At 69.3% G+C, this 20,149-nt stretch carries 22 protein-coding genes; 14 read left to right on the forward strand and 8 right to left on the reverse strand.

Annotated features, from left to right (window positions below):
- Nucleotides 1-52: 52 nt before the first annotated feature.
- Nucleotides 53-526: a GatB/YqeY domain-containing protein gene (locus tag HQ306_RS20730; RefSeq protein ID WP_027506679.1), complete on the forward strand. Its 474-nt coding sequence runs from the start codon at nucleotides 53-55 to the stop codon at nucleotides 524-526.
- Between the two features lie 30 nt (nucleotides 527-556).
- Here HQ306_RS20730 and HQ306_RS20735 read toward each other — a convergent pair whose 3' ends face one another.
- A complete protein-coding gene (locus tag HQ306_RS20735) occupies nucleotides 557-2,926 on the reverse strand; it encodes a transglycosylase domain-containing protein (protein WP_308115528.1) in 2,370 nt (789 codons plus the stop codon).
- A gap of 285 nt (nucleotides 2,927-3,211) precedes the next feature.
- Here HQ306_RS20735 and HQ306_RS20740 point away from each other — a divergent pair, with 285 nt between their 5' ends.
- From HQ306_RS20740 to HQ306_RS20750, 3 genes are all read left to right on the forward strand, one after another.
- Complete coding sequence (locus HQ306_RS20740; protein ID WP_027506681.1) at nucleotides 3,212-3,535, forward strand: WhiB family transcriptional regulator; 324 nt, start codon at nucleotides 3,212-3,214, stop codon at nucleotides 3,533-3,535.
- 576 nt (nucleotides 3,536-4,111) lie between these two features.
- A complete protein-coding gene (locus HQ306_RS20745; RefSeq protein ID WP_056443346.1) occupies nucleotides 4,112-4,780 on the forward strand; it encodes a hypothetical protein in 669 nt (222 codons plus the stop codon).
- Between the two features lie 8 nt (nucleotides 4,781-4,788).
- Nucleotides 4,789-5,448 carry a S1 family peptidase gene (locus tag HQ306_RS20750; protein WP_222633328.1) on the forward strand — a complete coding sequence of 220 codons (660 nt, stop codon included), beginning with the start codon at nucleotides 4,789-4,791 and terminating at the stop codon, nucleotides 5,446-5,448.
- A 10-nt stretch (nucleotides 5,449-5,458) separates the two neighbouring features.
- Here HQ306_RS20750 and HQ306_RS20755 read toward each other — a convergent pair whose 3' ends face one another.
- Both HQ306_RS20755 and HQ306_RS20760 read right to left on the reverse strand, forming a co-directional pair.
- Nucleotides 5,459-6,583 carry an ArsA family ATPase gene (locus tag HQ306_RS20755; protein WP_027506684.1) on the reverse strand — a complete coding sequence of 375 codons (1,125 nt, stop codon included), beginning with the start codon at nucleotides 6,581-6,583 and terminating at the stop codon, nucleotides 5,459-5,461.
- Nucleotides 6,580-7,626: an ArsA-related P-loop ATPase gene (locus HQ306_RS20760; RefSeq protein ID WP_307109624.1), complete on the reverse strand. Its 1,047-nt coding sequence runs from the start codon at nucleotides 7,624-7,626 to the stop codon at nucleotides 6,580-6,582. The genes HQ306_RS20755 and HQ306_RS20760 overlap by 4 nt, the downstream gene beginning before the upstream one ends.
- 41 nt (nucleotides 7,627-7,667) lie before the next feature.
- Here HQ306_RS20760 and HQ306_RS20765 point away from each other — a divergent pair, with 41 nt between their 5' ends.
- Nucleotides 7,668-7,832, forward strand: coding sequence for a hypothetical protein (locus HQ306_RS20765; RefSeq protein WP_197027831.1), 165 nt, complete (start codon nucleotides 7,668-7,670; stop codon nucleotides 7,830-7,832).
- 1 nt (nucleotide 7,833) lies between these two features.
- On the forward strand, nucleotides 7,834-8,295 hold the full coding sequence (locus HQ306_RS20770) for a RidA family protein (protein WP_027506685.1): 462 nt from the start codon (nucleotides 7,834-7,836) through the stop codon (nucleotides 8,293-8,295).
- Nucleotides 8,296-8,305: 10 nt separating this feature from the next.
- On the opposite strand, the gene HQ306_RS20775 is transcribed toward HQ306_RS20770, so the two are convergent.
- Nucleotides 8,306-9,190 carry a Gfo/Idh/MocA family protein gene (locus HQ306_RS20775; RefSeq protein WP_222633329.1) on the reverse strand — a complete coding sequence of 295 codons (885 nt, stop codon included), beginning with the start codon at nucleotides 9,188-9,190 and terminating at the stop codon, nucleotides 8,306-8,308.
- A gap of 62 nt (nucleotides 9,191-9,252) precedes the next feature.
- On the opposite strand from HQ306_RS20775, the gene HQ306_RS20780 reads away from it, so the two are divergent.
- Entirely contained in the window at nucleotides 9,253-10,053 is an 801-nt protein-coding gene (locus tag HQ306_RS20780) for an MBL fold metallo-hydrolase (protein WP_204869657.1), read from the forward strand.
- Here HQ306_RS20780 and HQ306_RS20785 read toward each other — a convergent pair.
- Nucleotides 10,050-10,724 (reverse strand): Crp/Fnr family transcriptional regulator, encoded by a 675-nt coding sequence (locus HQ306_RS20785; RefSeq protein ID WP_027506688.1) that lies wholly within the window; start codon nucleotides 10,722-10,724, stop codon nucleotides 10,050-10,052. The two genes, HQ306_RS20780 and HQ306_RS20785, sit on opposite strands and share 4 nt — an antisense overlap.
- A gap of 150 nt (nucleotides 10,725-10,874) precedes the next feature.
- Nucleotides 10,875-11,147, reverse strand: coding sequence for a hypothetical protein (locus HQ306_RS20790; RefSeq protein WP_222633330.1), 273 nt, complete (start codon nucleotides 11,145-11,147; stop codon nucleotides 10,875-10,877).
- A gap of 184 nt (nucleotides 11,148-11,331) precedes the next feature.
- Between HQ306_RS20790 and nth the strand changes: the two genes are divergently transcribed.
- The 6 genes from nth (at nucleotide 11,332) to HQ306_RS20820 (ending at nucleotide 16,980) form a co-directional block, all read left to right on the forward strand.
- Complete coding sequence (nth, locus tag HQ306_RS20795; protein ID WP_081821412.1) at nucleotides 11,332-12,018, forward strand: endonuclease III; 687 nt, start codon at nucleotides 11,332-11,334, stop codon at nucleotides 12,016-12,018.
- A complete protein-coding gene (locus HQ306_RS20800; RefSeq protein WP_056443364.1) occupies nucleotides 12,015-12,680 on the forward strand; it encodes a TlpA disulfide reductase family protein in 666 nt (221 codons plus the stop codon). Before nth ends, HQ306_RS20800 begins: the two co-directional genes overlap by 4 nt.
- Nucleotides 12,677-13,372: a CoA pyrophosphatase gene (locus HQ306_RS20805; protein WP_222633331.1), complete on the forward strand. Its 696-nt coding sequence runs from the start codon at nucleotides 12,677-12,679 to the stop codon at nucleotides 13,370-13,372. Before HQ306_RS20800 ends, HQ306_RS20805 begins: the two co-directional genes overlap by 4 nt.
- Nucleotides 13,369-14,559, forward strand: coding sequence for a MarP family serine protease (locus tag HQ306_RS20810; protein WP_027506693.1), 1,191 nt, complete (start codon nucleotides 13,369-13,371; stop codon nucleotides 14,557-14,559). The genes HQ306_RS20805 and HQ306_RS20810 overlap by 4 nt, the downstream gene beginning before the upstream one ends.
- A gap of 245 nt (nucleotides 14,560-14,804) precedes the next feature.
- Entirely contained in the window at nucleotides 14,805-15,938 is a 1,134-nt protein-coding gene (locus HQ306_RS22700) for a GGDEF domain-containing protein (RefSeq protein WP_222633332.1), read from the forward strand.
- A 16-nt stretch (nucleotides 15,939-15,954) separates the two neighbouring features.
- The gene (locus HQ306_RS20820) at nucleotides 15,955-16,980 is read left to right on the forward strand and encodes an Rv1355c family protein (protein WP_222633333.1); all 1,026 of its coding nucleotides are present in this window, start codon (nucleotides 15,955-15,957) and stop codon (nucleotides 16,978-16,980) included.
- On the opposite strand, the gene HQ306_RS20825 is transcribed toward HQ306_RS20820, so the two are convergent.
- On the reverse strand, nucleotides 16,968-17,942 hold the full coding sequence (locus HQ306_RS20825) for an alpha/beta fold hydrolase (RefSeq protein WP_222633334.1): 975 nt from the start codon (nucleotides 17,940-17,942) through the stop codon (nucleotides 16,968-16,970). The two genes, HQ306_RS20820 and HQ306_RS20825, sit on opposite strands and share 13 nt — an antisense overlap.
- 24 nt (nucleotides 17,943-17,966) lie before the next feature.
- The gene (locus HQ306_RS20830) at nucleotides 17,967-18,497 is read right to left on the reverse strand and encodes a phage holin family protein (protein ID WP_222633335.1); all 531 of its coding nucleotides are present in this window, start codon (nucleotides 18,495-18,497) and stop codon (nucleotides 17,967-17,969) included.
- Nucleotides 18,498-18,853: 356 nt separating this feature from the next.
- Here HQ306_RS20830 and HQ306_RS20835 point away from each other — a divergent pair, with 356 nt between their 5' ends.
- Nucleotides 18,854-20,146: an MFS transporter gene (locus tag HQ306_RS20835; RefSeq protein ID WP_222628740.1), complete on the forward strand. Its 1,293-nt coding sequence runs from the start codon at nucleotides 18,854-18,856 to the stop codon at nucleotides 20,144-20,146.
- Nucleotides 20,147-20,149: the final 3 nt, after the last annotated feature.

Here is a 20,149-nt window from a genome sequence, read left to right on the forward strand (position 1 = left end):
GACGGGGGAACGCTGATGTACCGGACACCTCGTCGACAGTACCGTTTCCGACATGGCCGAGAACTGTGACATGGAAAAGCGCCTGCGGGCGGATCTGACGACATCGATGAAGGCGAAGGACAAGCTCCGGACGGCGACGCTGCGAATGCTGCTGTCGGCGGTACAGACCGAGAAGGTGTCGGGCAAGGAAGCACACGAGCTCACCGACGAGGACGTGCTGCGCGTGCTGGCCAAGGAATCGAAGAAGCGCGGCGAGTCCGCCGAGATCTACACCCAGAACGGGCGCGGTGAACTCGCCGCCACCGAGCGTGCCGAGGCGCAGATCATCGACGAGTACCTGCCGACGCCGCTGACCGACGCCGAACTGGCCGACGTCGCCGACACGGCCATCGCGCAGGTGGCCGAGGAACTCGGTGAGCGCCCGGCGATGCGACAGATGGGACAGGTCATGAAGGCCGCCACGGCGATCGCCGCCGGCAAGGCCGACGGCTCCCGCATCTCGGCCGCGGTCAAGGCTCGGCTGTAGGGCACTCGCCGCCGCACGGCACTGCCGCAGCTAGCGCGGCGGTGCCGTCAGCCCGGGGATCGCCGGCAGGGTGACCCCGGGCGGCAACGCCGGGAGCTGGATCCCCGGCGCGGGTGCCGCCGGTGCCGCCCGGACGGACCCGTCGCTGATGTAGATCGTGACCGTCGATCCCGGAATGGCGGAACCCGAGGGTGACGTGCTGACCACGGTGCCCCGACCCTCCGACGACGCGGTGGTCGCCACCTGCACGCGGAACCCTGCGGCCTGCAACTGCGAGGTCGCGGAGTTCTGCGTCAGGCCCGTGACGTCGGGAACCTGGCCGTTGGCCGATCCGCGCACGTACTTCTGGTCGACGGCCGGGAGTCCGACGTCGCCGAAGTTCGTGGCCACCGGATCCATCGCGTCGTACCAGGTCCGTGCAGGCTCGTTACCGCCGAACAGGTTGCCCGAACCACACGGGCGCAGCGGGAACGAGCAGATCTCGCTGGGAGTCGGGGAATCGCCGTAGGTGTAGGCGGCGGCCGCGTACCGGTTCGTGAATCCGAGGAATCCCGAGGACCGGTGCGATTCCGTGGTGCCGGTCTTGCCGGACATCGGCAGCGACCAGCCCACCGAGCTCGCGGCGGACGCCGACGTGCCGCCGGGCTGATCGTCCTTGCTCATCGCGTTGGCCAGTGTGTTCGCCAGTCCCGGCTCCACGACCTGCTCGCACGCCTGCTGCGTGACGGGGATCTGCTTGCCGCTGCGATCGAAGACGCTGTCGATCGGGTTGGGCGGGCACCACTTGCCGCCGGACGCGAGGGTCGCGGCCACGTTGGACAGTTCCAGCGGATTGACGTACGTCGGTCCGAGCGTGAAGGAGCCGAGGTTCGCCTCCTTCTGGTAGTCGGCGAGGCTCTGGTCGGTGCCCTGGCCGGCTGTGCCGGGCAGCGTGTACGAGCGCAGGCCCAGGCGGACGGCCATGTCGACCGTCGGGGTGACGCCGACCGACTCGATCAGCTTCACGAAGGCGGTGTTGGGGGACTGTGCCAGCGCGTCGGTCACCGAGAGCGACTGCGGGTAGTTGCCGGCGTTGGTCACGCAGTACGTCGAGGGAGGGCACCCGCGCGCACCGCCGTCGCCGAGTCCCTTGACCTCGACGCGGTTGGGCACCTGCAGGACCGCGGACGTGCCGAGGCCCTTCTCCATCGCGGCGGCGGTGGTGAAGATCTTGAAGATCGACCCGGCACCGCTGCCCACCAGGGAGTACGGCTGCGGCTGGACGGTCTCGTTGGCGTCGCCGTTCAGGCCGTAGCGCCGCGACGACCCCATCGCGAGGATGCGGTGCGAGTCCTGCCCCGGCGCGATGACGTTCATGACCGTCGCGACACCGTCGAGATCCGGGCTGCTGTTCCCGGACAGGGCGGCGCTCGTGGAGGACTGCACGGCCGGGTCGAGAGTGGTCTTGATCAGATAACCGCCCTTGTCCACCTGGTCCTTGCTGATGCCGGCATCGGCCAGGTACTGCAGCGCGTAGTCACAGAAGAAGCCACGATCACCGGCGGCGATGCAGCCGCGCGGCAACTGGTTGGGCTCCGGCAGCACGCCCAGCGGCTCGGCCTTGGCGGCCTCGATCTCCGCCGCGCGGTCCGGGATGTTCTGGATCATCGTGTCGAGAACGGTGTTCCGTCGCGCCATCACGCCGTCGTAGTTGGTGTACGGGTTGAGGGCGGAGCTGGACTGCACCATGCCCGCGAGCATCGCCGCCTGCGTCAGGCTCAGCTGGCTCGCGTCGATGCCGAAGTACGTCTGTGCCGCGTCCTGGATGCCGTAGGACGAGTTACCGAACGGCACCAGGTTGAGGTAGCGCGTGAGGATCTCGTCCTTGGTCAGCTGCTTGTCCAGCGTCAGCGCCATGCGGATCTCGCGGATCTTGCGCGCGGGAGTGGTCTCGATGGCGGCGCGGCGTTCGGCGTCCGTCTTGGCGACGACGAGCAGTTGGTAGTTCTTCACGTACTGCTGATCGAGGGTGGACGCGCCCTGCTCCACCTGTCCGCTGGTGGTGTTGGTCAGGAAGGCGCGCACCGTGCCCTGCCAGTCGACGCCCTCGTGCTCGGCGAACCGGCGGTCCTCGATGGAGACGATGGCGAGCTTCATCTCGTTGGAGATGCTGTCGCTCGGCACCTCGAAGCGTCGTTGCTCGTAGAGCCACGCGATGGGGTTGCCCGCGGAGTCCACCATCGTGGACACGGCGGGCACCGTTCCCTCGACGAGTTCCGCGGAGACGTTGTCCACGGTGTCGGCGGCGCGGTTGGACGCGAATCCGAACCCGCCGGCGAGCGGGAACATGACTCCGGCGAGCAGCGCGCCGGCCAGGGCGGAGCACCCGGCGAGTTTGGCGACAGTCTTGGCGATCGGCACGAACAACAGAGTACGTGGCTCCTCCGGGACACAGCCCGTACCGGACATGTGGACGGCTGACCTGCTCCGATGTGACCGATCACACGGGCGTACCAGAAAAGTGATCCCCCACCTTGCTTCCCGCGCGGCCTTTCCCCTACATTGATGGACAGGATGTGATTCAGATAACAATCACATCAGTTAGTGGGGTGCTCCTCAGTTCGCTGTGCAGCGTGAGCTGCGTCGGCGGGTGGGACGCCCGGAACGCCAGGGAAACGGTGTTCGCCGACGGTAAGGGGTCAACGAATGCACACAGGAACGCCGAATGCAGCGCTCGACATCGGGGAAGCCGAAGCGCGCATCGCATGGGTATCGCAGGCGCGATGCCGGGGAGTGGATCCCGATCAACTGTTCGTCCGCGGCGCCGCGCAGCGCAAGGCCGCAACGATCTGCCGTCACTGCCCCGTGCTCATGCAGTGCGGAGCGGACGCCCTCGACAACCGTGTCGAGTTCGGCGTCTGGGGCGGCATGACAGAGCGTCAGCGCCGGGCCCTGATCAAGCAGCACCCCGAGGTGGACTCCTGGGCCGAGTTCTTCGAGACCCAGCGTCACCACCAGTCGGCCGTCTGACCCACGCCGCCGCCGGGCGACCGGCCACGGTTCCTGTGATCTCCCACCGCGATGTCCGATTCGCGGTGGGAGATCTCTCGTCGCACCGCATGAACTCTTCGTGAACGCCCGACGACGCGTCGGGACCCGTCCGGGGCGCGGGGTGTCTGTCACGCCCGCCCGTGTCGATCGACCACACGCGACAGCGCGGACGAATCGGACCTCCATCGAGTCTGTGTGCGTCACAACGGAATCGGTCGTATCGGAAGAAGCGTGACGCACGGTCGCTCGGCTGCCGCGCCCGCGCGGGAAGGCTTTCCACGCTCTGACCTGCGCCGTCGCCGACGCGGACCGTGGGGGCGCCCGCTCGCCTGCCGCCGCGCCGGTCGTGCCCGGCACCGAATCGGACCCGGCGTTAGGTGCCCCGGCCGCGCCCGGTCCGTGTGTCGGCCCGTCCCTCGCGGTTCGCTTTTCGGTGTCTCGCACGTCGATTGACACCGTCTCACCGTGACCGTTGAATCCTGCTCGGCACTCGCCGCTTGACGGATCCGACGATCAGCGCGGATTCGCTCCCACTGCGAAAAGGACTCGACGGGCATGAAGATGAACAAGATCGCGGTTGTCGCCGCGATGACGATCGTGTCGCTGGGCACCGCCTCCGCGACCGCGTACGCCGATCCGGCACCCGCCGCTGCTCCCGAGGTGCACTGGAACGCCGTGGCCGCGGGCACCGGGCTGCTCGTGACCACCGACTCGGGAACCCTGAGCAACGAGAACAACCACCTGGTCATCCGCGACGACTCGGGTGTCGTCGTCGATTCGGTGCCGCTGGCTCTCGCCGTCGACGGTCTGGCGCATCCCGTGTCCGCTCAGGTCGAGGGCAACACCGCGACCCTCGCGGTCGACGCCGCTGCGCCCGCCGCGCCGGTCTACGACATTCCGGGCCTGAACCAGGTGGACCTGCCCGCCGCGGTCGCCGGCGTCAAGGACAACCTGTCGCTCACCGCCACGGTCGGTGGATTCCTCGGTGCCGCAACCGGTCTCGTCGGCGGCTGCCTCCTCGGTGCGGCCGCGGCCGGCGTCGTCTCCGCTCCCGTCGCGCTCCTCTTCGGTGCGGGCCCGATCGCCGGATGCATCGGTGGCGCCCTGCTGCTCGGCGCCGGTGGATCGCTCGCCGGTACCGCCATCGGTGGTCTCGGTTCCGCCGTGGCCAATGCGCAGCAGTTCGTCACGCTGCTCGAGGCGCCGCCCGCAGTGAAGAAGTAGTCACACCGATGCGAGTACTTCTGGTCGGTCTCGCCGTCCTCTGCTCGCTCGTTCTCGGCGGCGGGGCTCAGGCCTCCGCCGCCGAGCGCGTGGAGCTGGGCGGGGGTTCCGGGCTGGTCCTGACGCAGGACGGACGAGAGACACTGTGCAGTCTCACCGTGATCGGTGCGGACACCGCCGGGCGCACCATCGGGCTCACCGCAGGCCACTGCGGGCGGGTCGGCGACACCGTGGCGAGCGAGAGCGACTCCGCCGCAGGAGATGTGGGCTCCGTTGTCGCGGTTCTGCCCGCGTACGACACGGCGATCATCGAGTTCGACGCGGAGCGGGTGGCCCCGGTGGCCTCCGTCGGCAGCACCACCATCACGGCTGTCGGGGATCCCGCACGGCTGGCCGAGACCGTGTGCAAGCAGGGTCGTACGACCGGTGCGACGTGTGGAGTCTCCTACGGTGGCATCGCGAACTCCCAGCAGGTGTTCGCCCAGGTGTGCGTGAACGCCGGGGACTCCGGTGCGCCGGTGGTGCGGGGAACGTCCGTGGTCGGCATGGTGAACGCCTACCTCGTGGCACCCTGCATCGGCCCCGCCGTCGTCACCGACCTGGTGTCGATCCTGCGTGCGATCGACGAGAGCGGCGGCCCCGGCGCGGGCCTGCGGCTCACCGCCTGAGCGCAGAGGCTCAGGCGGTGCCGGTCAGCTGATCGGCGACGGCACGCAGTGCGTCGAGATCGGACACCTCGAACGGCAGCGAGGGCACCCCCACGACGGGAACACGGGGGTGAGCGGCGGTGAAACGACGCAGCAGTCCGATCTCGCGCTTCGCGGTGACGGCCCGATGCGCGTGCACGCGAAGCACTCCCGCGGCCAGAGCGGCATCGGGGGTGCCTTCGGCGTCCAACTGGTCGGCGGCCGTGACGGCGTGGTCGGACGGCAGCGAACTCAGCGTCGGGTGCGTGCGGTTGAGCACCAGTCCGGCCAACGGCATGCCGTCCTCGGACAGGCGGGTGACGAAGAAGGATGCCTCCCGCAGCGCGTCGGGCTCCGCGGCCGCGACGACGACGAAATGGGTTCCGTCCTGACGCAGCAGGTCGTACGTGTGGCGCGCACGTTCGCGGAAGCCACCGAACATCGAGTCCAGCGACTGCACGAAAGCGGAAGCGTCGGAAAGCATCTGGCTGCCGACGATGGACGAGACGCCGCGCATCGCGAGACCCACGGCGCCGGTGACCACTCGGCCCAGCCCGCGACCCGGGGCCATCAGCAGCTTGATCATGCGACCGTCGAGGAACGACCCCAGACGCTGTGGGGCGTCGAGGAAGTCCAGCGCGTTGCGCGACGGCGGCGTGTCCACGACCACGAGATCCCAGTCACCGCTGGCGGCGAGCTGCCCCAGCTTCTCCATCGCCATGTACTCCTGCGTCCCCGAGAAGGACGACGCCACAGTCTGATAGAAGGAATTGTTCAGGATCTGCCGGGCCTTCTCCGGCGTCGAGTGCTCCATCACCATCTCGTCGAACGTCCGACGCATGTTGAGCATCATCGCGTGCAGTTCGCCGGTGGCGCCGGGCCCGAGGGCGACCGGCTGCGGAGTGTTGTCCAGCTCGCCGACGCCGAGGGCCTGGGCCAGGCGCCGTGCGGGATCGATCGTCAGCACGACTACCCGGCGCCCGTTCTCGGCTGCCCGCAACGCCATCGACGCCGCGGTGGTGGTCTTGCCGACACCGCCGGAGCCGCAGCACACGACGATCCGCGACGACGGATCGGTCAGGATGGACCCGATGTCGAGAGTGGGAACGGTGCTCATCGCACTCCCTGTTCCGTGAGGTGGTGGGCGAGCTCGTACAGTCCGCCGAGGTCCATGCCGTCGGCCAGAGCCGGGAGCGTCAGGCGCGGCACCGCGAGGTCACCGAGACGCTGTTCGCTCTCGCGCTGGGCCGCGAGCCTCGACGCGTGCTCGATGGACTCGGTCAGCAGGCCGGCGAAGTCGTCCTCCGACAGCGTGATTCCGGCATCGGCGAGTTTCTTCTCGATCGCGGCGGCGTCGAGGTTCCCGGAGGCCGCCTCGGCGAGCGCCTCCGCCGGAAGGAACGACTCCTCGGTGCGGTTGACGACCACGGTGCCCAGTCGGAGATCGGCCGCTGCGAGTTCCGCAGCAGCATCGGCGGTCTCCTGCACCGGCAGCGCCTCGAGCAGCGTCACCAGGTGCACCAGTGTCTGCTCGGAGTGGAGCAGCTTCACCACACCCTCGCTCTGCGATCGCACCGGGCCGGTCTTGGCGAGGTCGCGCATCGCCGTCGTCACGTCCAGGAAGCTCCCGATCCGCCCCGTCGGCGGCGAGTCGACGACGATCTCGTCGTAGAGCAGCCGACCGTTCTTCTCGGTGCGGACCGCACGCTCCTTCACCTTGCCGGTGAGGAGTACGTCGCGCAGACCGGGGGCGATGGTGGTGGCGAACTCGATGGCTCCCACCCGCCGCATCGCCCGGCCGGCGAAGCCGAGGTTGTAGAACATGTCGAGGTACTCGAGGAACGCGGTCTCGATGTCGATGGCCAGCGCGTACACCTCACCACCGCCGTCGGCGGAGGCCACCTTGGTGTCCACCGGGCTCAGCGGGGGGACGTCGAAGAGCTGGGCGATGCCCTGGCGTCCCTCGACCTCGACCAGTAGAACCTTGCGCCCACCTGCGGCGAGGGCCAGGGCGAGCGCGGCGGCGACGGTGCTCTTGCCCGTCCCACCCTTGCCCGAGACGAAGTGCAGTCGAGCGCGGTCCGCTTCGGGCGGCCATCCTCGCTCCGCCTGAGGGGACGATCCGGTGGGGTGCGACGTCGCACCTGCTGTCTCCGACACGTCCTCGACCTTACTGACCCGGTGCGCTATAGGCTCCTGCCATGAGCGCATCGACGACGTGGGAATACTTCACCGCACCCCTGCTGATCCACAACACCAAGGCCATCCTCGACAACTTCGGTGCCGACGGCTGGGAGCTGGTCACGGTCATGCCCGGCCCCACCGGCGAGAACCTGGTCGCCTATTTCAAGCGCCCGAAGAGCTGACATGGGTGTGACGGAGAAGCTCGCCGAGCTCGGGCTGACCCTTCCGCCCGTCGTGCCGCCGGTCGCGTCCTACGTTCCCGCGGTGCGGTCGGGAGATCACGTCTTCACCTCGGGTCAGCTGCCCATGGTGGACGGCGCGCTGACCGCCACCGGCAAGGTCGGGGCCGAGGTGTCGGCCGAGGACGCGACCGCCGCCGCCCGCGTCTGTGCGTTGAACGCACTGGCCGCGATCGACGCGCTGGTCGGCATCGACTCCGTGGTCCGCATCGTCAAGGTCGTCGGATTCGTCGCGTCGGCACCGGGATTCACCGGTCAGCCCGGCGTGATCAACGGTGCGTCGAACCTGCTCGGGGAGCTGTTCGGCGACGCCGGCATCCACGCTCGGTCGGCTGTCGGAGTCGCCGAGCTGCCCCTGGGCGCAGCCGTCGAGGTGGAGATGATCGTCGAGGTCGCACCCGCCTGACGGGTGTGCGTCACCGACCGCTCGCCACGAGGGTCCGGCACTGCTCGATGACGCGCTGCAGAGCGAGTCCGCGATGTGCCGAGCACTCGTGGCGGGTGCCGGTCCGGACGGACTCCAGGAACTCGTCGAGCAGTACCGCGTAACACCGGTCGGGTGGCGTGGTGCGGTCCGACAACTCGACCAGGCCGCCCGGTCCGCTCGCGCCGACCCGCAGCACCGACGGGCGCACAGGCGTCCGCATGGACAGCGTCACCAGGCTCGTCCGGACTCCGGCGGTGCTCCCGTGCTGCAGAGCCAGCGACCACGTGTCGGACGCGTTGTCACGCCTCGCCCACGCCACGGACTCGACCGGTCCGAGCACCTCCATCGCGAGATCGAGAACGTGCGGGCCGACGTCCATGAGGGCGCCGCCCTCCTGCCGCCACGTCGAGCCGGCGTACTCGCCGCCGAGCAGGGCGCCGGACAGCCAGGTCGCCGTCACGGTCGCGACCTCCGTGTCGCGCACGGTGTCGAGGAATGCTCGGGTCTCGGGTGCGAAGCGACGCGTCAGCGTGACCATCGACGAGACCCCGGCCTCGTCGATCGCGGCCACGAGAGTGGCCGCATCCGCCGCAGAACCGGCGATCGGCTTGTCCAACAACACATGTCGACCCGCGGCAGCCGCCCGACGGGCGAGATCGAACTGCACCTCGGGGGGTACCGCGAACGCGACGGCGTCGACGGAGTCGATCAGTGCATCGACGTCGTCGACGTACGGCACCTCGGGAGCCGTCTGTGCCGCGGCGTCGGGACGGCGGGCCCAGATGCCGGCGAACTCGATGTCGGGATGCGCGGTGAGTGCGGGTGCCGCGGCCTGACGAGCCCAGGGTCCGGCACCGATCAGACCGATTCTCATGGTGCGAGCCTAGGTTCTGTCCCGGTCGGCACCGAACCTCCGTCGGCTGGCACAGTGGTCGCATGGCGGAGAAGGATCCCACGGCATCGGAGAAGCACCCCGCGTACGGACGGCTGCGGCGCGTGACGTCGACCGCGTCCGTCCTCCTGGCCGAGAACCCCGGGAAGATGACGCTGGACGGCACGAACACGTGGATTCTGCGAGCCCCGGGGCACGAGCAGTGCATCGTGGTCGATCCGGGCCCGCGCTCCCGGTCGCACGTCGACCGCATCGCGGCGCAGGGACGCGTGGCGCTGATCCTGATCACCCACCGCCATCACGATCACACCGGCGGTATCGCCCGGCTGCACCGGCTCACGTCCGCGCCGGTGCGCGCGGTCACCTCCACGTACCTCCGAGGTGACGCCGCGCCGCTGGTGGACGGCGAGGTGATCGCGGCCGCCGGGGTGGAACTCACCGTCGCGGCGACACCGGGCCACACCGCCGATTCCGTCAGCCTGGTCCTCGACGACGCGGTGCTGACCGGGGACACCATCCTCGGTGCCGGATCGACCGTCCTGGACGGGAAGGACGGGGATCTCGGTGACTACCTGGCCTCACTCGACCGACTGGAACAACTCGGTGAGGGACGCGTCGCGCTGCCCGGCCACGGACCGGACCAGCCCGACACCGCGGTGCTCGCGCGCGCCTACCGGGCCCATCGCGAACAGAGACTCGACCAGGTGCGGGCAGCGCTCGACGTCCTCGGACCCGACGCCACCCCTCTGAAGGTGGTGCGTCACGTCTACGCGGACGTCGACAAGAAGCTGTGGCCCGCGGCGCGGATGTCGGTCAAGGCCCAGCTGACGTATCTGCGCGGTTAGCGTGCGCGCCGGGCGAGTCGCTCGGAGTCGGAGATGAGCACGCTCTTGCCCTCGAGGCGGAGCCAGCCGCGGTGCGCGAAGTCGGCGAGCGCCTTGTTCACGGTCTCGCGAGAGGCGCCGACGAGCTGAGCGATCTCCTCCTGCGTGAGGTCGTGGACGACGCGCAGCGAGCCGGCCTCCTGGGTGCCGAAACGCTGTGCGAGCTGCAGCAGTGCCTTGGCGACGCGGCCGGGAACATCGGTGAAGATGAGGTCGGCCAGGCTGTTGTTGGTACGACGCAACCGGCGGGCGAGCACCCGGAGCAGCTGCTCGGCGATCTCGGGGCGCTGATCGATCCAGGCCTTCAGGGCGTCGCGATCCATGCTCACCGCGCGCACCTCGGTGACCGTGGTGGCGGTGGAGGTGCGGGGGCCGGGATCGAAGATCGAGAGCTCACCGAACATGTCGGACGGACCCATGATGGTCAGGAGGTTCTCGCGACCGTCGGGGGAGCGGCGGCCGAGCTTCACCTTGCCGCTGACGATGATGTACAGCCGATCGCCGGGCTCACCCTCGTTGAAGACCACGTGGCCACGCGGGAAATCGACCGGTTGCAGCTGCTTGGTCAGCGCCGACACCGCAGACGGCTCGACCCCCTGGAAGATGCCGGCTCGTGCCAGTACCTCGTCCACGTGTACTCCCTTGCCCTGAAAGATCGGCAGATCTACGAATGTGTCGTCTTCATGTGTCCGGTCGGAGTCTACGTCGCCGGGCGGCCACAGGAGTGATCACAGCCACCCTCGACGCGTCGGCGTCGGACCGGGGGCCGTGTCGGCGGGTGCTCAGCTGGCGCGGCGTGCCCCGTCGTCGAGAAGAGCGACGTCCTCCTCCATGACGTCGCCACCGCGGCGACGTCGGGTGCGGAACCGTGCGAGGGCGTTCGGGAAGCCTTCCGCGGCCAGGGTGGCGACCTCGGCGGAACTGGCGGCGTCCAGGAATTCCTGAACCTCCTGCTCGCGGACTCCTGCGCGGTTCAGCCGCGCCTCGAAGCGCTCCATGGCGAGGGCGAACAGCATCAGCAAGACCGGGAACAGAACCACAGCGAGTGCTTGCATACCGAGGAGTAAACACTGTCGACGTCTCGAAAAGAACACGGCGGGGTCACCGGTGCGGACACGACCGGAGCGTGCTGTCGGGGGCGTTACGTAGAGTCGTGGCGTGCAGAAATCAGCCGCCGGTCCCTCTCACGTGGGCAAACGAGACGAGTCCGCCCTCGCGCTCACGCGCCGGGCACGCCGGATGAATCGCGACCTCGGCGTGGTCTTTCCGCACGTCTACTGCGAGTTGGACTTCACCACCCCGCTCGAGCTCGCGGTGGCCACCATCCTCTCCGCGCAGTGCACCGACAAGAGGGTCAACGAGACCACGCCGGCACTCTTCGCAAAGTACCGGTCGGCGCGCGACTACGCGGAGGCCGACCGGACGGAGCTCGAGGAGTACATCCGGTCCACCGGCTTCTACCGCAACAAGGCCAACTCCCTCATCGGGCTGGGCCGCGAGCTCCTCGAGCGGTACGACGGTGAAGTTCCCGCCTCGCTGAAGGAGCTGGTGACGCTGCCCGGTATCGGGCGCAAGACGGCCAACGTGGTCCTCGGCAATGCGTTCGACATTCCCGGCATCACCGTCGACACCCACTTCGGCCGACTCGTCCGCCGCTGGGCCTGGACCGAGGAGGAGGATCCGGTCAAGGTCGAGCACGCCATCGGTGCGCTGATCCCGCGCAAGGAGTGGACGATCCTGTCCCACCGCGTGATCTTCCACGGCCGCCGCGTGTGCCATTCGCGGACGCCGGCGTGCGGTGTCTGCCTGCTGGCGAAGGACTGCCCGTCGTACGGGCTGGGGCCGACCGACCCCGTCAAGGCCGCGGCATTGGTGAAGGGGCCGGAGACGGACCACATCCTCGCCCTGGCCGGCATCGAGACGTGAGCAGGTCGTCCGCGGCGAGGTGGAGCCTGGCCGCGCTCGTGGTGGTCGTCGCCCTCATCGTCGCCATCTGGCCGCGCGGGGACGATCCGACGGGACCGGCGAGCTTCGCCGACTACCGCGACACTTTCGGCGCGGCGCCCACCGACGACGCGACGGACACGGAGCTGGCCCCCTTGCGCACCGAGGCCGCGCTCGCCGCGTGCCCCGTGCCGGCGGCCGGCGCCCCGGCGCCCGCCGGCCCACTGGCGGGTCTGCGCACCACCTGCCTGGCCGACGGAGCGCCGGTCGATCTCGGTGCGGCCGTCGCCGGCACACCGACTCTGCTCAACCTGTGGGCCTACTGGTGCGGCCCGTGCGCGGAGGAACTGCCGTATCTGCAGCAGTACGCCGAGCGTGCGGGCGGTGCCGTTACCGTGGTGACGGTGCACGAGGATCCCCGCCAGGGCAACGCCCTGACCCGACTGGCCGACTACGGCGTCCGACTACCCGGCGTGCAGGATCCGTCCGCTGCCGTCGCCGCTGCCGTCGGAGCTCCGGCCGTGTTGCCCGTCAGCGTGCTGCTCGCCGCCGACGGATCCGTCGCCGCGGTTCTCCCGCAGCCGTTCCGCTCCGTCGACGAGATCGCGGACGCCGTGCGCACCCACCTCGGAGTCTCGGCGTGACGGATCACGCGGGCACGCCGCCGTGGCTGTCCCGTCTGGCCGCCGTGCACACCGTGCGCGACGACGCGAGCAACCCGGTGATCGCCCGCCACGCACCGGACGGGGCGACGGGCAGACCGGCCGCGGTGCTGGTGCTCTTCGGCGGGCGGCCCGACGCGGCGGAGTTGCCCACCGACGCCACGGTGCTCCTGACCCAACGCGCGTCCTCGCTGCGGCAACATCGCGGTCAGGTCGCCTTTCCCGGCGGCGCAGCCGATCCCGGCGACGACGGACCCGTCGGCACCGCTCTGCGGGAGGCGCAGGAGGAGACCGGGGTGGACCCGGACGGCGTGGAGCCGCTCACGGTGCTCGACTCCATCTTCGTGCCCCCGTCGGGCTTCGAGGTGACACCGGTGATCGCGTACTGGCGCGTCCCGAGCGAGGTGTCCGTCGTGGACACCGCCGAGACGGAGCGTGTCGTCGCCGTGCCGCTCACCGATCTTCTCGATCCGGTCAACAGATTCGTGGTGCGCCACCCCCTCGGTTATCGGGGCCCGGCGTTCGCAGTGGGAGGAATGCTCGTGTGGGGTTTCACGGCCGGGGTGCTGTCCGGCGTCCTCGAGTCGGCGGGCTGGGGTGCCCCCTGGGACACCGAGGACGTCCGGGACCTCGAGACGTCGCTCGCCGCCGTCGGTGAGGAGTTGCACCCGTGACGGGATCGACCTGGCTCGACATCGGTGTGGCACTGGTGGCGTTGCTCGCCGCGTCGTCGGGGTGGCGGCAGGGCGCGGTCGCGTCCGCCTTCGCCTTCTTCGGTGTCGTCCTCGGTGCCGTCGCCGGCATCCTGCTCGCACCGCGCGTCCTCGACCACGTCGAGGAGGGGCGGATGCGCGTGCTCGTCGGCGTCGCCCTCATCGTCGTCATGGTGATCGTCGGCGAGATCGCGGGCATGGTGTTGGGACGAGCGTTGCGCAGCGGGATCCACAGCCCGGCGGCGCGCTCGGTGGACAGCGTCATCGGTGCCGGTCTGCAGGCGGTGGCCGTGCTCGTCGCGGCCTGGTTGCTGGCCGTCCCGCTCACCGCGGCGTCGCAACCGCAGATCGCCGCGGCCGTGCGCGGATCGTCGATCCTCGGCGCCGTGGACGACGTGGCGCCCGAGTGGGTCCGCGAGATCCCCAACGAGTTCTCGGCTCTGCTCGACACGTCGGGTCTCCCCGACGTCATCGGCCCCTTCGGCCGCACTCCCGTGGCCGAGGTCGGTCCGCCGGATCCCAGCGTGCTGGCGTCGCCGATCGCGGCGGACCTCCAGGACAGCGTGCTGCGGATCCGCGGTATCGCCGAGAGCTGCCAGAAGGCGCTCGAGGGCTCCGGTTTCGTCATCGGGCCGGGCCGTGTCATCACCAACGCGCACGTCGTCGCCGGCACCTCGTCGGTGGCCGTCGACACCGTGGACGGCCCGCTCGACGCGGAGGTCGTCCTGTTCGATCCCGCCGTCGACATCGCGGTGCTGAACGTGCCGGATCTGACCGCCGACGTCCTGCCCTTCGCGACGGGGCGCGCGGAATCGGGAACCGACGCGGTGGTGCTCGGGTATCCCGGCGGTGGCCCGTACACGGCATCGTCCGCGCGGGTGCGCGAGACACTGAACCTCACCGGGCCGAACATCTACCGCACCGGGACGGTGGACCGGGAGGTCTACACCGTGCGCGGATCGATCCGTCAGGGCAATTCCGGCGGACCGCTAGTGGCCACCGACGGCACGGTTCTCGGCGTCGTCTTCGGCGCCGCCGTCGACAACTCCGATACCGGATTCGTGTTGACCGCAGCAGAAGTCGCCGACGAGGTGGCAACGGGGCTGCAGAACGGGCAACCTGCCGGTACGGGATCCTGCGTCGGGTGAGGATGCATCGGCTGTCACGCCGAGGAGCGCCCGCACCGCGTACCGTGATCACGAAGGTGGCGAGGAGACGACGTACTCCGCGTCCCCGGCTCGACGGGGGGAGCATCGATGGGGGTACGTCGACGCCGTGACGTGGTGATCACGACACGGGTTGTTCGAGGGGCGCGCGACGTGTGTCCGATTGGTCCGACGGTTCCCGGGGAATCATCCGACGGTCTGCGGCGCGCGGACACGGGATGTGCCGGGTGACGGTGACGACGGGAGACGAGGCGAGGATGGGCCGCCGCGGCGGTCGGCAGCTGACGGCGGCCGGCAACTACTTCGACACGCGGTCGAAGGCGGTCATGGCAAGTGCCTCGGGGGCGCTGCCCCTGCTCGTCATCGCGATTCTCCAGCCCACGTTCCTGCGGCCGGGCACGCTGCCGCTCCTGGCCGTCATCGTCGCGTTCACCGTGGTCACCGTGGGCATCACCCTGCGTGCCGGTCGTCTGTCCGACCGGCAGTTCACGGTGCTGGGGTCGGGTGGCATGGTCGGCGTCGCCATCTCCGCCTATCTGATCGCCGATCCGTCGGGGTCGCGCGCGGTCACGGCGATGCTGGCCGTCGTGCCCGCCATCGCGGCGTCCGGATCGCCGCCCAAGGTCACGATCTCGCTCACCGGCGCCGCGGTGATCATGGCGACGGCACTGAGCATCAACGGCTCCGAGGGCGCGGTGCGATTCGTCGCGGCCGGCGCCGCGGTCACCACCGTGGTGGTGCCGGCGGTGTTGATCGCCACCATGCGCAGCTCGCTCGAATCGGTGACAGCCCGCCTCGAGACCCTGGCGAACACCGATCCGCTCACCGGCCTGCTCAACCGCCGCGGCATGTTGCCGCGGGTGAGCGCCATGCTCGCGGAGGCATCGGAGAAGTCCGACGCCATCGTCGTCTCGCTCGTCGACGTCGATCACTTCAAGTCCGTCAACGACACTCGCGGTCACGCGGCCGGTGACGTCGTGCTCACCACGGTCGCCGAGGCGATCGCCGCCTACGTTCCCGAGGACGCGGTGGTCGCCCGGCTGGGCGGGGAGGAGTTCCTGGTGCTCGGCCTCAGCAAGTCCGTCGCGGGGCTCGAGGAGAAGGTGCTCGAGAGCGTCCGCTCCGCGTGCGACGTCACCGTCAGCATCGGAGTGGCGCAGGCGAACGTGGTGTTCGACGAGAGGGGCGGCAACGACGTCGAGGCCACCCTCGACCGACTGACCTACGCGGCCGACCGCGCGCTGTACGCGGCGAAGACGGCGGGCCGCGATCGAGTGGCATTCGCGATGGAGGACGTCGTCCGGTGGTCACCGACCCTGACGCCGGTGCAGCGCCGCGACAAGACGGAACCCCTCCCGTGACGGCAGAGGAGTGAGCATGAGCGAGCACCGCGTCCTGGATCCGACCGACCTCGGCGATCACGAGGTTCTCGATCGACTGATGTCCGAGATCGGGGACGACGCGATCCTGGACACCACCGCCGAGCAGCTCCAGTCGCTCGACGCACTGCTGCCCACTCCGTCGTCCGAGCTGCTGGACGAGCCGACCCGGTGGGTGCACTACCCCTGGCGTCGCTCGCTCGTGCGGGTGCTCGGTCCGCGCGGGTTCCGGTTGCTGCGCCTGGACCGGAACCGCAACAAGATCACCGTGGACGAGCAGGATGCTGCGCGGCGCCTGCGCGTCGGCGTCGTGGGTCTGAGCGTCGGCCACGCGGTGGCGCACACCCTCGCTCTCGAAGGGCTGTGCGGCGAGCTCCGGTTGGCCGACTTCGACGATCTGGACCTGTCGAACCTCAACCGTGTGCCCGCGTCGGTGTTCGACCTCGGCGTCAACAAGGCGGTGCTGGCGGCTCGCCGCATCGCCGAACTGGATCCGTACCTCGAGGTGACGACGTTCCCGACCGGGATCGACGAGGCGACCACGGACGCCTTCCTCGCCGACCTCGACATCGTCGTCGAGGAGTGCGACTCGATCGACGCGAAGGTGTTGGTGCGGCAGGAGTGCCGTCGCCGCGGGATTCCCGTGATCATGGAAACCAGCGACGGGGGCGTGCTCGACATCGAGCGCTACGACCTCGAACCCGACCGACCGTACTTCCACGGGTTGCTCGGCGACGTCGACGCCGCGGCGGTCGCGGGGATGACGCCGCGGGAGAAGGCGCCACTGGCGGGGCGCATCCTCGAGATGGAGCGCATCACGCCGCGCATGGCGGCATCGTTGCCGGACATCGGTACGACGTTGTCGACGTGGCCGCAGTTGGGGAGTGACGTGGCTCTGGGCGGCGCGTCGGTGGCCGCTGTGGTGCGGTTGTTCGGGCGCGGGACACCGCCTCCGTCGGGACGCGTCCGTGTCGGTCTCGAGGCGATCATCGAGAGCACCCTCGTCGACCCCTACAGGGGCTGACCGCTCGCTCGAAGATGGCGCAGGAGATAGTCGGTGACCTCGTCCGGGCGTTCCTGGTGCACGTAGTGCCCCGATCCCGTCACGCGATGCTCCACGAGCTGCGGTGCCCAGTGGGAGTCGCGGCGCGCCGTTGTCGGCAGGACGTACGGGTCGGCAGATCCCAGGATCTGCAGCGCCGGTAGATCGACGGTCCGGTCGATCGCGGCGCGGAAGCGGCGACCGTCGGAACGGAACTGGCTGCGGAACGCCCAGCGCTGATACTCCAACGTGCTGTGTGCGACACCGGGGATGCGGACGGCCGACCGCATCCTCGACACGACGTCGCCGAACTCCGTGGACGACTGCCACTGCGCGGACGACCGGGCACGGAGGAGTCGCTCCACCTCGGCACCGTCGTCGGCGACGAGCGTCTTTTCGGGTGCGAGCGGAACCTGGTAGCGCAGGAACGACGGCAGCAGCGCCGCGCGTTGCGCCGAGTCCCGGATCGCGGCCCGTCGCAACGAGATCGGATGCGGTGAGGCGAGCAGCGAGATCGAGCGAACAGCGCGAGGGTGCAGCGCTGCGGTCGCCCAGCACACGAGTCCGCCGTCGGCGTGCCCGACGAGATCCGCCTCGGAGTGTCCGAGCGCGCGAACGAGGCCGGAGATGTCACCGGCGAGGGTCCAGCCGTCGTAGCCGCGAGGCGGCTTGTCGCTGTCGCCGTAGCCCCGCAGATCCACTGCCACGGCGTGATAGCCGGCGGCGCCGAGAGCGGTCAGCTGGTGGCGCCACGACCACCAGAGGTCGGCGAAGCCGTGGACGAGGACGACCAGCGGCGCCGGCCGACTCGGATCAGGGCGTCCGGGGTCGGCGGACGCCGAGGTGTCCGCCTCGGCGATGTGGAACCGGATGCCGTTGGCGCGGATGTCGCGGTGCTGCCACGGGCCGGGATATCGGACGGTCGACGGGTCGGGTGCGGCCACTGTCGTCGGTACGCGGGCGCGGTGTCAGCGCGAGAGCGGGGCGCGCACGTCGAGCGCGTCCAACGGCTTCTTCGGCGATGCGCCGTCGCCCTGGCCCGGCAGCACCGAGGAGGCCGCCTTCAGCGAGTCGATGGTCTTCTCGGGCTTGCGAAGCTTCTTCACCCGGAGGTAGCCGAGGAACGCGAGCAGCGCCGTGATGACCACCATGATCAGGAAGACGATGAGGAACGCGAGCCACCGCGTGACCCACACGTTGAGCAGCTCGGCGAGGAAGAAGAAGAAGAAGAACGAGCTGAAGATCAGGACCGCGAGCGCGAGGATGAAGAGGACGCTGCCCTGCAGGCCCTTCTTGATCTCGCCGGTCACCTCGGCCTTGGCCAGTTCGACCTCGGCGCGGACCAACGTGGAGACCTGTGTCGTCGCGTCCTTGACCAGGGTGCCGATGCTGGCCGTGGCGGGGTTGCTGCGACTGTCGACGTCCGTCAGCGGGATCGAGGAGATACTGGCCGGAGCGGTCGTCCGACCGCTCGTGTCGGTGCCTCGGCTGCTGCTCACGTGCAAGTCCCTTCGAAGATGTTCGTCGCGCTCGACAGTGATCGTCCGGCGATACCGGCCAACCCTATGTCCTTACCCGTTCGGGGCTCACACTATCGCCGCCGGACGGGGCCGGTCCCGCCGGACGTCGGTCCCCGCGTGGTGAGCACTCACGAACCGAGTGGCCGGTATCGGCCCTCACGTCACGATGCGTCGGGTAACTTCCTGCTGACGAACCCGCCTCCCAACAGGAGAAACCCGTGACAAGCACTTCCGCGGACCGCGTTCCGAACCCCGACGGTTCGAACATCGCCGGTCCGGACTTCGATCTCGATGCAGTGGACGGCGTACCTCGCAGTCGCATCGTGATCGCCTCGATGGTCGGAACCTCCATCGAGTTCTTCGACTTCTACATCTATGCCACCGCCGCCGTCCTCGTCTTCCCCCGGCTGTTCTTCCCCGCGGGCAACGACACGACGGCCCTACTCGCGTCGTTCGCGACGTTCGGCCTCGCCTTCGTCGCGCGGCCCATCGGTTCGGTGCTGTTCGGACACTTCGGTGACCGCATCGGCCGGAAGGCGACCCTGGTCGGGTCCCTGCTCACCATGGGCGTCGCGACCTTCCTCATCGGACTGCTGCCGACGTACGACAGCGTGGGCATCATCGCCCCGATGTTGTTGGCGCTCATGCGTTTCACGCAGGGTGTCGGCCTGGGCGGCGAGTGGTCGGGCGCTGCACTGCTCGCCACCGAGACCGCCAAGGAGGGCAAGCGGGCCTGGGCCGCGATGTGGCCGCAGCTCGGTGCCCCCATCGGCTTCCTGATGGCCAACGGGATCTTCCTCATCCTGACGTTGTCGATGGACTACGACTCCAAGACGTCCGGATCGGACCACGCCTTCCTCACGTGGGGATGGCGTGTGCCCTTCCTGCTGAGCGCGATCATGGTGATCATCGGCCTCTACGTGCGACTCAAGCTCGAGGAGACACCGGTGTTCAAGCGCGCCGTGGCCAACGGCCAGCGCGTCAAGACGCCGGTGGCGGAGGTCTTCAAGACCAGTTGGCGTCCGCTGATCCTCGGCACGTTCGTCATGCTCGCGACGTACACGCTGTTCTACGTCATGACGACGTGGGTGGTCAGCTACGGCACCGGCAAGGTGGTCGATCACAGCGGTGTCGCCGTGACCATCGCCTACACGGACTTCCTGGGCCTGCAGCTCATCTCGGTGTTGTTCTTCGCCGCGTTCGTCCCGGTCTCCGGCTGGCTCGCGGACCGGTTCGGCCGCCGCATCACACTGATCGTCATCACGACCGCGATCATCCTGTTCGGCCTGTCGTTCAAGTGGTTCGCTGCTCCCGAGTCCGCCACCGAGAGCCGCATGCTGCTGTTCATGTGCGTCGGCCTGGCGCTGATGGGTCTGACCTTCGGACCGATGAGTGCTGTTCTGCCGGAGCTGTTCCCGACCAATGTGCGCTACACCGGATCGGGCATCTCCTACAACACGGCCAGCATCCTGGGAGCGGCCGTGGCGCCGTTCATCGCGACCTGGCTGGTGAACTCCTACGGAGTCGCGTGGGTGGGCGTGTACCTGGCCGTCGCCGCGGCACTGACGTTGTTCGCACTCGTCGTCATGAAGGAGACGCGCGGACGCGATCTCGACACCGTGTCCTGACGG

The organism is Rhodococcus sp. BP-160 (assembly GCF_019836205.1).
In the GTDB taxonomy this organism is placed as follows: domain Bacteria; phylum Actinomycetota; class Actinomycetes; order Mycobacteriales; family Mycobacteriaceae; genus Rhodococcoides.

Coding starts and splice junctions, on each gene's coding strand:
- HQ306_RS20770 (WP_027506685.1), top strand. CDS start 7,834: ATGGGTGTGACGGAGAAGCTCGCCGAGCTCGGGCTGACCCTTCCGCCC.
- HQ306_RS20780 (WP_204869657.1), top strand. CDS start 9,253: ATGGCGGAGAAGGATCCCACGGCATCGGAGAAGCACCCCGCGTACGGA.
- HQ306_RS20775 (WP_222633329.1), bottom strand. CDS start 9,190: ATGAGAATCGGTCTGATCGGTGCCGGACCCTGGGCTCGTCAGGCCGCG.
- HQ306_RS20765 (WP_197027831.1), top strand. CDS start 7,668: ATGAGCGCATCGACGACGTGGGAATACTTCACCGCACCCCTGCTGATC.
- HQ306_RS20790 (WP_222633330.1), bottom strand. CDS start 11,147: ATGCAAGCACTCGCTGTGGTTCTGTTCCCGGTCTTGCTGATGCTGTTC.
- HQ306_RS20835 (WP_222628740.1), top strand. CDS start 18,854: ATGGTCGGAACCTCCATCGAGTTCTTCGACTTCTACATCTATGCCACC.
- HQ306_RS20730 (WP_027506679.1), top strand. CDS start 53: ATGGCCGAGAACTGTGACATGGAAAAGCGCCTGCGGGCGGATCTGACG.
- HQ306_RS20820 (WP_222633333.1), top strand. CDS start 15,955: ATGAGCGAGCACCGCGTCCTGGATCCGACCGACCTCGGCGATCACGAG.
- HQ306_RS20740 (WP_027506681.1), top strand. CDS start 3,212: ATGCACACAGGAACGCCGAATGCAGCGCTCGACATCGGGGAAGCCGAA.
- nth (WP_081821412.1), top strand. CDS start 11,332: ATGAATCGCGACCTCGGCGTGGTCTTTCCGCACGTCTACTGCGAGTTG.
- HQ306_RS20745 (WP_056443346.1), top strand. CDS start 4,112: ATGAAGATGAACAAGATCGCGGTTGTCGCCGCGATGACGATCGTGTCG.
- HQ306_RS20755 (WP_027506684.1), bottom strand. CDS start 6,583: ATGAGCACCGTTCCCACTCTCGACATCGGGTCCATCCTGACCGATCCG.
- HQ306_RS20750 (WP_222633328.1), top strand. CDS start 4,789: ATGCGAGTACTTCTGGTCGGTCTCGCCGTCCTCTGCTCGCTCGTTCTC.